This is a genomic window from Allobosea sp. P4_H5, assembly GCF_056400825.1.
Genome location: NZ_JBFUKM010000001.1, coordinates 822,947 through 833,055 on the forward strand (window position 1 = coordinate 822,947; position 10,109 = coordinate 833,055).

Sequence of the window (10,109 nt, forward strand, 5' to 3'; positions counted from 1 at the left end):
TCAGTTACTCCGCCGGAGCCGGTTCGGCTGCTGGCACGGGCTCGCGCCGCTTGCGGCTCTCCCACCAGCCCTGCGCGGTGCCGAGAATGCCCTTCGGCATGAACAGCGTGACGAAGACGAAGAGCGCTCCCAGCGCGAACAGCCAGTACGGCGCCATGAAGCCCGAGGTGAACACCGTCTTGGCCCAGTTGACCACGACGGCGCCCAGCGCCGCGCCGACCAGCGAGCCGCGCCCGCCGACCGCGACCCAGATCACGGTCTCGATCGAATTCGCCGGCGCGAATTCACTGGGGTTGATGATGCCGACCTGCGGGACGTAGAGCGCCCCGGCGACGCCGGCCATGCAGGCCGAGACGGTGAAGACGAAGAGCTTGAAGCGATCGACCCGGTAGCCGAGGAAGCGCGTGCGCGATTCGGCGTCGCGGATCGCGATCACCACCTTGCCGAGCTTCGACGAGACGATGCCGCGCGCGATCAGGAAGCCGGAGATCAGCATCACGCAGGTCACCGCGAACAGCGCCGCGCGCGTGCCTTGGGCCTGCACGTTGAAGCCGAGAATGTCCTTGAAATCGGTCAGGCCGTTATTGCCGCCGAAGCCCATATCGTTGCGGAAGAAAGCGAGCAGCAGCGCATAGGTCAGCGCCTGGGTGATGATCGAGAGATAGACGCCGGTGACACGGCTGCGGAAGGCGAACCAGCCGAAGACGAAGGCGAGCAGGCCGGGGACCAGCAGCACCATCAGCATGGCGAACGGAAAGGAGGAGAAGCCCCACCAGTACCAGGGCAATTCCCCCCAGTTCAGGAACACCATGAAATCGGGCAGGATCGGATTGCCGTAGACGCCGCGCGAGCCGATCTGGCGCATCAGGTACATGCCCATCGCGTAGCCGCCGAGCGCGAAGAAGGCGCCGTGGCCGAGCGAGAGGATGCCGCAATAGCCCCAGACCAGATCGAGCGAGATCGCGAGCAGCGCGTAGCAGAGATATTTGCCCCAGAGCGACATGGTCGCGGTCGAGACGTGGAAGGGCGAGCCGGCGGGCATGAGCAAGTTCGCCAGCGGCACCAGCAGGCCGATCGCGGCGACGATGGCGAGGAAGGCGTAGCCCCGCTTGTCCATGTTCGAGAGCAGGAAGCGCGTGATCATGCTTCCACCGCCCTGCCCTTCAGCGCGAACAGGCCGCGCGGGCGCTTCTGGATGAACAGAATGATGAAGACCAGCAGCGCGATCTTGCCGAGCACGGCGCCGGCATAGGGCTCCAGCAGCTTGTTGGCGACGCCGAGACTCATGGCGCTGATCAGCGTGCCCCAGAGATTGCCGACGCCGCCGAACACCACGACCATGAAGGAGTCGATGATGTAGCTCTGGCCGAGATTGGGGCTGACATTGTCGATCTGAGAGAGCGCGACACCGGCCAATCCCGCGACGCCGGAGCCGAGCCCGAAGGTCAGCGCGTCGATCCGGCCGGTACGGATACCCATCGCCGAGGCCATGCGCCGGTTCTGGGTGACCGCCCGCATCTGCAGGCCCATCGGCGTCAGCTTGAGGATGGCGAGCAGCGCCGCGAAGACGAGGCCCGCGAAGACGATGATCCAGAGCCGGTTCCAGGTGATGGCGAGGCCGCCGAGCTCGAAGGCGCCGGACATGAAGGCTGGCGCGCCGACCTCGCGATTGGTGGGGCCGAAGGCGGTGCGCACCGCTTGCTGCAGGATCAGGCTGATGCCCCAGGTCGCGAGCAGCGTTTCCAGCGGCCGCCCGTAGAGGAAGCGGATGACGCCGCGCTCGATCGCGATGCCGACCGCGCCGGCGACGATGAAGGCGGCCGGGATCGCGATCGCCAGCGACCAGTCGAACAGCCCCGGAAAGCGCGCCCGGATCACCTCCTGTACGATGAAGGTGGTGTAGGCGCCGAGCATGACCATCTCGCCATGGGCCATGTTGATCACGCCCATCACGCCGAAGGTGATGGCGAGGCCGATCGCGGCGAGCAGCAGCACCGAGCCGAGCGAGAGCCCGTACCAGAGGTTCTGCCCGGCCCGCCACAAAGCGAGCTTGCCCTCGATGTCGGAAATGGCGCGTGCCTGCGCTTCCTTCAGACCCGGCGAGGCATCGCCCGGCAGGGCACGCAGGGTCGCCAGCGCATCCTGGTCGCCGCGCTCGCGCAGCACGTCGACGGCGGCAATGCGGTCGAAGGGCGGCGCATCGGTCTTGACGATCAGGATCGCGGCCTGCGCCTCGCGCAGCGCCCGGCGCGCCCGATCATTGGTCTCCTTGGCGATGGCGGCTTCGAGCACGGGCAGGACCGAGACATCGCGCGCCCGGAAGACAGCTTCGGCGGCAGCGACGCGCTTGCCGGGATCGGGGTTGATCAGCCCGAGCCCGCCGAGCGCGCCCTGGATCACCCGCCGCACATTGTTGTTGAGCCTGACCGCCTTCACGCCTGCGGGCTCGGCCGTGAGTGCCTGGCCGGTCTTCGCGTCGAGAAAGCCGCCTTCCCTGGTCTTCACCGCGACCGCGCCGCCGCCAGCGAGCAGACGCCCGTCGGCCAGCGCCTCGATGATCACGGCCGCATTCGGATGCGCGCTCTGCACGAGGATGTCGATCGCGCGCGCCGTGTCCGAGAAGCTGTCGGCGTTGAGGCGGGTGAAGGCATCGTCGCCGCTCTGTGCGAGCGCGATGGCCGGCGCAAAGGCAAGCGTCATCGCGAGCGCAAGCATGCGCAGGAGGCTGGGAAGGATCCGCATGTCTCGCTTCGATTGGCTGGTCGGCTGTACGCATGCCGCCGGCCGATCCGGCGGCATGCTCAGGCAATTCGAAGGGCGGCCGGGCTTTCCGACCGTGCCGCCCTTCCCCCTCTTAACTCAGGCGCCGCCGCCGCACTTGCCGGTCTTGACGTTGAAGTTGCCGCACTTCTTCTCGACCCAGTCGCCGACCAGGTCCTTGGAGCCGTCGAGCTCCTTCGACCAGGCGTCGCCCGCGACGAGGCCGGTCTTCGAGACCACGTCGAACTGGCCGTCGGCCTTGATCTCGCCGATCAGCACCGGCTTGGTGATGTGGTGGTTCGGCAGCATCTTCGAGACACCGCCAGTCAGGTTCGGCGCCTCGATGCCGGGCAGCGCGTCGATGACCTTGTCGGGATCGAAGCTCTTGGCCTTCTCGACCGCCTTGACCCACATGGCGAAACCGATGACATGGGCTTCCATCGGATCGTTGGTGACGGCCTTGTCGTTCTTCTTGTAGGCCTTCCATTGCTTGATGAAGGCCTCGTTCTCCGGCGTCTTGACCGACTGGAAGTAGTTCCAGGCAGCGAGATGGCCGAGCAGCGGCTTGGTGTCGATGCCGGCGAGTTCTTCTTCACCGACCGAGAAGGCGACGACCGGAATGTCCGTCGCCTTGATGCCCTGGTTGCCGAGTTCCTTGTAGAACGGCACGTTGGCGTCGCCGTTGATGGTCGAGACCACGGCGGTCTTCTTGCCGGCCGTGCCGAACTTCTTGATGTCGGAGACGATGGTCTGCCAATCGGAATGGCCGAACGGCGTGTAGTTGATCAGGATGTCCTCCTTCTTCACGCCCTTGGCGAGAAGATAGGCCTCCAGGATCTTGTTGGTCGTGCGCGGGTAGACGTAGTCGGTGCCGGCCAGGACCCAGCGCTCGACCTTCTCTTCCTTGGCAAGGTAGTCGACAGCCGGGATCGCCTGCTGGTTCGGCGCGGCGCCCGTGTAGAAGACGTTGCGCTCGCTCTCCTCGCCCTCGTACTGGACGGGGTAGAACAGGATCGAGTTCAGCTCCTTGAACACCGGGAGCACCGACTTGCGGGAGACCGAGGTCCAGCAGCCGAATACGGCTGAGACCTTGTCCTTGACGATCAGCTCGCGCGCCTTCTCGGCGAAGAGCGGCCAGTTCGAAGCCGGGTCGACCACCACCGCCTCGAGCTTCTTGCCGAGCACGCCGCCCTTCTTGTTCTGCTCCTCGATGAGCATGAGCATGACGTCCTTCAGCGTCGTCTCCGAGATCGCCATCGTGCCGGAGAGCGAGTGCAGGATGCCGACCTTGATGGTCTCTTGCGCCGCCGCCGGCAGCAGCGAGGAGAGAACCGTGGCGCCTGCTAAGGCGGCGCCGATGACCGTGCGACGAGTGAGTTTCACTGCGATGTCCCCTGAGGTCCCTGTTGACCACGCCCTTGCCGGGCGCCAGCTGCCGTTCCGGCTGGCGGGGAAGTTCGCAAGCGGCATGCCAACCCGGTCCAAGGGCATATCGACACCGCAACAAGGCGTGTTCACGGCAGCTTTTGGAGCGATTTCCTGCCGGCAAGACGCCTCCCCACGCAAACATCATGTGCGGCGGCGGCAGATGACTATTCAGCAGGCAAGTTGGTCGCCCAGAAAATAGGCAGCATCGCCACCAGTCCGCCCAATGCCTGTTTTCACTGCAGTCATGTGATCTGTGATCCGCCGAATCTTTGCCATTTACGCCGGCGACGGAATCACCCTAGCCTCCTCCTTGTCGGTAACAACTGAAAGGAGGTGATCCAGTGTCTCATTGTCATCAACCGCTGTCGCGGGGGGCGCATGGCCTGGACTCGTCCCATGAGGGGTTCGGTTGCGCGTGAGTTTCCGTGACGCTTAGCCCTGTTACCGGGGCTGCGGTTCGGCAATGGAAGGGCTGCCCGCAAGGGCAGCCCTTCTCCGTTTCGGATGGCAGTTCTGCACAGACCGTTCTGGCGCCCTTGGCCACGGCATGGCAGAAACCCTTCATGTCTTTTGCGCCCAGCAGCCGTTGACGAGGCCCGAGCCTTTGTCCCGCCCCGACGCCGACCTCTCCCGCGACGCCATCCTCGCCTTCATCGAGGAGGAGCGCGCCGCCGGCCGCGAGCCCGGCCGGCGCGACATCGCCAAGGCCTTCCAGCTCGATGGCGGCGGCAAGATCTGGCTGAAGCGCCTGCTGCGCGAGCTCGAGCTGGAGGAGAATGGCGGCTCCGGCCCGGTCAAGCCGCATGCCGCCCTGCCCGCCGTCCTGCTCTGCGAGATCAAGACGCGCGACCGCGAGGGCGACCTGATCGCCGCTCCGCTCGAATGGAACGAGGCCGACCAGGGCGAAGCGCCGAAGATCCTGCTCGAACGCCAGCGCGAATTCCGCCGCCAGCCAAAATCCCCGACTGCGGCCGCCCCCGGCGTCGGCGACCATGTCCTGCTCAAGCTGACGAAGCTGCGCGGCGTCGAGGGCTATCAATGGTCCGGCCGCACCCTCAAGGTGATGGGCAAGGCCAAGGCGCAGGTGCTCGGCATCTTCCGTGCCCTCCCCGACGGCTCCGGCCGGCTCGTCCCGGTCGACAAGAAGGCGCAGGGGCGCGAGGCGCTGATCCCGAAGGGACAGACCGGCAACGCCGAGGATGGCGACCTCGTCTCGGTCTCTCTTGCGCGCGAAAGCCGTTTCGGCCCGCCACAGGCCAGGGTGCGCGAGCGGCTCGGCTCGCTGAAATCGGAGCGCGCGGTCTCGCTGATCGCGATCCACGCCCATGGCATCCCGAACGAATTCCAGCCGGCGACGATCACCGAGGCGGAAGCGGCGAAACCCGCCACGCTCGCCGGCCGCGAGGATTGGCGCGCTTTACCGCTGATCACCATCGATCCGGCCGACGCCAAGGATCATGACGATGCGGTCCATGCCGCGCCGGACGATGATCCGGACAACCCCGGCGGCCACATCGTCACCGTCGCAATCGCCGACGTCGCCTCCTATGTACGCCCCGGCTCGGCGCTCGATCGCGAGGCGCTGGAGCGCGGCAACTCGGTCTATTTCCCCGACCGCGTCGTGCCGATGCTGCCGGAGCGCATCTCGAACGATCTCTGCTCGCTGCGCGGTGGCGAGGACCGCCCTGCCCTTGCCGTTCGCCTGATCCTCAAGGCCGACGGTTCCAAGAAGAGCCACAGCTTCCACCGCATCATGATGCGCTCGGCGGCGAAGCTCTCCTACCAGCAGGCCCAGGCCGCGATCGACGGCAAGCCGGACGACGTCGCCGCCCCGATCCGCGACAGCATCCTGATGCCGCTCTGGGCGGCCTATGGCTCGGCCGCCCGCGCCCGCGACGCCCGCCAGCCGCTCGATCTCGATCTGCCCGAGCGCAAGCTCGTCCTCGATGCCAATGGCAAGGTCACCCGCGTGATCGTGCCCGAGCGGCTCGCCGCGCACCGGCTGATCGAGGAGTTCATGATCCTCGCCAACGTCGCCGCCGCCGAGACGCTGGAGAAGGCGAAGAGCCCGCTCATCTACCGCTGCCATGACGAGCCCTCGCTCGAGAAGATGCGGGCGCTCGGCGAGGTCCTGGCCTCGATCGGCATCAAACTTCCCAAGGACGCGGCGCTGCGGCCGGTGCTGTTCAACCGCATCCTCGCCATGATCAAGGGCTCGGAGAACGAGCTCCTGATAAACGAGGTCGTGCTGCGCACCCAGGCGCAGGCCGAATATGTCGCCGAGAATTACGGGCATTTCGGCCTGAACCTGCGCCGCTACGCCCATTTCACCTCGCCGATCCGCCGCTATGCCGACCTGATCGTGCACCGTGCTCTAGTCACGGCGCTGAAGCTCGGCGATGACGGCCTGCCGAAATCGACCTCGCTCGCCGAATTGCGCGAGGTCGCGACCCGGATCTCGGCGGCGGAGCGGCGCGCCATGGCGGCCGAGCGCGAGACCACCGACCGGCTGATCGCGCATTTCCTCGCCGACCAGATCGGTTCGAGCTTCGACGGGCGCATTGCCGGCCTCAACCGCGCCGGCCTCTTCGTCAAGCTCGACGGCACCGGCGCCGATGGCTTCATCCCGGCCTCGACACTGGGCGCCGACTATTATCGCCATGACGAGCGCGCCCACGCACTGGTCGGCGATCGCACCGGCGAAAGCTGGCGCCTGGGCGACCGTGTCCATGTCAAACTGGTCGAAGCGGCGCCGGTCGCAGGAGCACTTCGCTTCGAGTTGCTCACAGAGGGCAGGCCCGCGACATCCGACCGCTCTGGCAAAAGGTCACGGCCTGCTTTACCTATGGGGCGAAAGCAGGGCCGCCCCCCGCCCAAACGATCGGGCCGCAAGCGCTGACGCCCCGCATTAACGAAGACATCCCATGTCCATACATTGTCACCAACCCAAGCCGGTCCAGGCTCGCGACTGGCGTCAGGCTATGCGTCGCGGCCTCTTCGGTCGCTGCCCGCATTGCGGCGAAGGCAGGCTGTTTCGCGCCTTCCTGAAGCCGGTCGATTCCTGCGAGGCCTGCGGCGAGACCCTGCACCATCAGCGTGCCGACGATCTGCCGCCCTATATCGTCATCACCATCGTCGGCCATGTCATCGTCGGCGGCATCCTGCTGGCTGAGAAATACAGCGACTGGTCGATCGCGCTGCACCTCTGGGTCTGGCTGCCGCTGACCGTCTTCCTCAGCCTGGCACTGATGCAGCCGGCCAAGGGCGCGGTCATCGGCCTGCAATGGGCGCTGCGCATGCACGGCTTCGGCGGCGCCATGCCCAAGCCCGAGCGCCAGCCCGCCATGAAGGCAATCGGCGGCCGATGAGTGACCACACCATCACCCTGACCCAGGCCGAGCGGGCACGCACCAACGTCAACCTGCGCCCGCGTGACGCGGCGACCATGCTGATCCTCGATCATTCCGGGAAGAAGCCCAGGGTACTGATGGGCAAGCGCCATGCCGGCCACAAGTTCATGCCGGGCAAATACGTCTTCCCGGGCGGACGCATCGAAGCCGGTGACCGCCGCATGGCCGCGACCGGCGCTCTCGCCGGCCCCTGCGAGCAGCGCCTGCTCGCCCGCTGCGTGCGCCCGAGCCTGCAGCGCGGCCGGGCACTGGCGCTGGCGGCGATCCGTGAGACCTTCGAGGAGACCGGCCTGATCTTCGGCAGCGCCGAGTATGGCGCCCCTGAGAGCCCGCCCCAAGGCGTCTGGGCCGAGTTCGCGGCCAAGGGCGTCTTCCCCGACCTCGGCGCCATCACCTTCGTCGCCCGCGCCATCACGCCGCCGCGCCGGCCCAAGCGCTTCGACACCCGCTTCTTCGCCGTCGATGCCCGTGCCGTCGCCGGCAAGGTCGAGGGCGTGATCGGCCCCGATTCGGAGCTCGTCGACCTCGTCTCCGTCACCTTCGACGAAGCGCGCGAGCTCGACCTGCCGACCATCACCAAGGTGATCATCGCCGAGGTCGAGGAGCGTCTGAAGGCCGGATTCGCCCAGTATCTGCCGGTTCCGTTCTACTGGGAGAAGCGCGGCAGCTTCGTGCGCGAGCTGCTCTGACACCGTCGGGCGGCGGAAAATCCGTATGCCCGCCCGATATTCCTTGACTTGCCGACGCCGATACGGCATTCCCCGCCCATCGGATTGCCGGGCTCGCCCGGCCATTTTGTTTTCTGCGCGGGCCGACGGCGGCCCCATCTATTCGAGGGCTCCGCCATGGCCAAGGCCGTGACCATCAAGATCAAGCTTATCTCGACCGCGGACACCGGGTACTTCTACGTGACCAAGAAGAACTCGCGTACCATGACCGAGAAGATGTCGAAGAAGAAGTACGACCCGGTCGCGCGCAAGCACGTCGAGTTCAAGGAAACCAAGATCAAGTAAGGCGATCCGCCTAATTGCTTGATTTGGTTTAGAAGAACCGCCCTCTCAGGGCGGTTTTTTCGTTTTGGGCGAAGCGCGATCCTGGAGCAATTCCAGCAAAAGCGCGGAGCGGTTTTGCGTCGGGAATTGCGCAGAAACAAAGCGATGGAGCTTTGAAGGCGAACCCGTATTCGCCGAAAATGCTCCAGCCTGTCTGGGCGATTGCGTGGCGCCGGCCCGCTTGCGGTCCTGGCCGGAGACGCCTTCGGCTATCCAGTGGAGAGCCTCGGCAGAACGGCGCGCGCCGCTGACCAGCGACGTGCTGGCGGCAAAACGCTGGGCCGATGATCCGCGCCGGCGATGCCGCGAGGCCATTCAGAATAAGCCAGGGGCGCCCCAGCCCGTCGCTTGCGACGTCATCCTTCCCCCGCCGAGCGCTCTTTCAGCAGCTCGTTGAGGCGGTCCTGCTTCTCGTTGAGCAGATCCGTCAATCTCTCCTCGCTCCCGGAGCCGGACACGGCGGTAGCCTGTTCCGTCAGGTCGGAAATTTGTCGACGCAGCAGCGCGATCAGATCGTCCAGCGCTTCGTGATTGCCGTTTCCCGCCATGGCTGCTGTCTCCATCCCTCTCGATGCCGAGCCGCGAGTGACCAGCGCGATGACCGCAAAGCGGAATCGTGGCTGCCATGCGATAACCCGGCAGCTCACAGATTTGCTCCATGGCGATGCAAATTCAATCGGCGCATTCGCGCCGGCGGCTCCCCCTTTCAGAATCGCATCTCGACCCTGCCCTTGAGGGCGTGGTCTCTGGAGCGTTCGCCGATGGCGGCGGAGTAGGTCAGGCCGAGCGCGGTGGCTTGGGAGATGCGCCAGTCGAGGCCGGCTTCGGCCACCAGCGCCTCGCGATCGATCTGGGCGGCGAAGACCGTGGCCGGTGTGGTGCCGGCGACGAAGGCGGTGCGGGCCTGCGGGGTGAGCTCGCCAAAGCCGTGGCGCCAGCCGAGCATGGCGCGCGCGAACAGCGGCATCGCCCCGAGCTGCGCCTCGGCCCGCAGGCCCAGCGTGGTGAAGCCGAGTGTCTGGTCGCTGGAGAGCACGCGCAGGGCCGCAGCCCCGCCGCGCTCGGTGCCGGCGTCCGTGCTGACGCGGATCAGCGCCAACTGCGCGAAGGGTTCGAGCGCGACCCCGCGGAAGGCGAAGGCATAGCCGAGCTCGGCAAAGCCCTGCGTCACCGAGCCGGACGCTGCAGGCGCAGGAGATCGCCGAAGCCGCGGATCTGGACCTGGCGGCGGATGTCGCTCTCCGACCAGCTATAGGCTGCACCGGCATCGAGCCTGAGCTGGCCGAAGCGGGCCCCGGCATAGAGCGCGGCATGGCCGCTCTCGAGCTTGCCGGTCGAGAGGCGGGCATCGAGATCGAAGCGCGACTGGCTGTAGCCACCGGCGACGCCAACCTTCAGCGACGAACCCGGCGCGTCATAGACCATCAAATCGGCGCCGAGCAGGGCCCCACCGCTGCGG

General features: G+C 66.5%; 11 protein-coding genes. 4 read left to right on the forward strand and 7 right to left on the reverse strand.

The features are described from left to right. Positions 1-4 precede the first annotated feature (4 nt). The 3 genes from urtC to urtA all read right to left on the reverse strand — a co-directional run bounded on the left by urtC (position 5) and on the right by urtA (position 4,119). Positions 5-1,144, reverse strand: coding sequence for an urea ABC transporter permease subunit UrtC (urtC, locus tag AC1DS0_RS03920; protein ID WP_476813055.1), 1,140 nt, complete (start codon positions 1,142-1,144; stop codon positions 5-7). Further along, a complete protein-coding gene (urtB, locus tag AC1DS0_RS03925) occupies positions 1,141-2,742 on the reverse strand; it encodes an urea ABC transporter permease subunit UrtB (RefSeq protein ID WP_476813056.1) in 1,602 nt (533 codons plus the stop codon). The genes urtC and urtB overlap by 4 nt, the downstream gene beginning before the upstream one ends. A gap of 117 nt (positions 2,743-2,859) precedes the next feature. Then, positions 2,860-4,119 (reverse strand): urea ABC transporter substrate-binding protein, encoded by a 1,260-nt coding sequence (gene urtA, locus AC1DS0_RS03930; RefSeq protein WP_476813087.1) that lies wholly within the window; start codon positions 4,117-4,119, stop codon positions 2,860-2,862. 616 nt (positions 4,120-4,735) lie between these two features. Between urtA and rnr the strand changes: the two genes are divergently transcribed. From rnr to rpmG, 4 genes are all read left to right on the forward strand, one after another. Next, positions 4,736-7,087, forward strand: a complete 2,352-nt coding sequence (rnr, locus tag AC1DS0_RS03935; protein ID WP_476813057.1) for a ribonuclease R — start codon at positions 4,736-4,738, stop codon at positions 7,085-7,087. Positions 7,088-7,112: 25 nt separating this feature from the next. Continuing rightward, on the forward strand, positions 7,113-7,556 hold the full coding sequence (locus AC1DS0_RS03940) for a DUF983 domain-containing protein (protein ID WP_152013884.1): 444 nt from the start codon (positions 7,113-7,115) through the stop codon (positions 7,554-7,556). Beyond that, positions 7,553-8,287, forward strand: coding sequence for an NUDIX hydrolase (locus AC1DS0_RS03945; RefSeq protein ID WP_152013883.1), 735 nt, complete (start codon positions 7,553-7,555; stop codon positions 8,285-8,287). The genes AC1DS0_RS03940 and AC1DS0_RS03945 overlap by 4 nt, the downstream gene beginning before the upstream one ends. Positions 8,288-8,443: 156 nt before the next feature. Continuing rightward, complete coding sequence (gene rpmG / locus AC1DS0_RS03950) at positions 8,444-8,611, forward strand: 50S ribosomal protein L33 (protein ID WP_091828458.1); 168 nt, start codon at positions 8,444-8,446, stop codon at positions 8,609-8,611. A 45-nt stretch (positions 8,612-8,656) separates the two neighbouring features. On the opposite strand, the gene AC1DS0_RS03955 is transcribed toward rpmG, so the two are convergent. From AC1DS0_RS03955 to AC1DS0_RS03970, 4 genes are all read right to left on the reverse strand, one after another. Continuing rightward, positions 8,657-8,965, reverse strand: coding sequence for a hypothetical protein (locus AC1DS0_RS03955; protein WP_476813058.1), 309 nt, complete (start codon positions 8,963-8,965; stop codon positions 8,657-8,659). A gap of 41 nt (positions 8,966-9,006) precedes the next feature. After that, positions 9,007-9,198, reverse strand: a complete 192-nt coding sequence (locus AC1DS0_RS03960; protein WP_476813059.1) for a hypothetical protein — start codon at positions 9,196-9,198, stop codon at positions 9,007-9,009. Positions 9,199-9,356: 158 nt separating this feature from the next. Continuing rightward, positions 9,357-9,821 carry an autotransporter outer membrane beta-barrel domain-containing protein gene (locus tag AC1DS0_RS03965; RefSeq protein ID WP_476813060.1) on the reverse strand — a complete coding sequence of 155 codons (465 nt, stop codon included), beginning with the start codon at positions 9,819-9,821 and terminating at the stop codon, positions 9,357-9,359. After that, positions 9,818-10,109: autotransporter outer membrane beta-barrel domain-containing protein (locus AC1DS0_RS03970; RefSeq protein WP_476813061.1), on the reverse strand; the 292-nt coding region annotated here is incomplete at its 5' end. The genes AC1DS0_RS03965 and AC1DS0_RS03970, both read right to left, overlap by 4 nt.

What these genes read in the sequence shown, in the direction of transcription:
- AC1DS0_RS03955 (WP_476813058.1), bottom strand. Translation starts at nt 8,965, where the DNA reads ATGGCCTCGCGGCATCGCCGGCGCGGATCATCGGCCCAGCGTTTTGCC.
- urtC (WP_476813055.1), bottom strand. Translation starts at nt 1,144, where the DNA reads ATGATCACGCGCTTCCTGCTCTCGAACATGGACAAGCGGGGCTACGCC.
- rpmG (WP_091828458.1), top strand. Translation starts at nt 8,444, where the DNA reads ATGGCCAAGGCCGTGACCATCAAGATCAAGCTTATCTCGACCGCGGAC.
- AC1DS0_RS03945 (WP_152013883.1), top strand. Translation starts at nt 7,553, where the DNA reads ATGAGTGACCACACCATCACCCTGACCCAGGCCGAGCGGGCACGCACC.
- rnr (WP_476813057.1), top strand. Translation starts at nt 4,736, where the DNA reads ATGGCAGAAACCCTTCATGTCTTTTGCGCCCAGCAGCCGTTGACGAGG.
- AC1DS0_RS03940 (WP_152013884.1), top strand. Translation starts at nt 7,113, where the DNA reads ATGTCCATACATTGTCACCAACCCAAGCCGGTCCAGGCTCGCGACTGG.
- AC1DS0_RS03960 (WP_476813059.1), bottom strand. Translation starts at nt 9,198, where the DNA reads ATGGCGGGAAACGGCAATCACGAAGCGCTGGACGATCTGATCGCGCTG.
- urtB (WP_476813056.1), bottom strand. Translation starts at nt 2,742, where the DNA reads ATGCGGATCCTTCCCAGCCTCCTGCGCATGCTTGCGCTCGCGATGACG.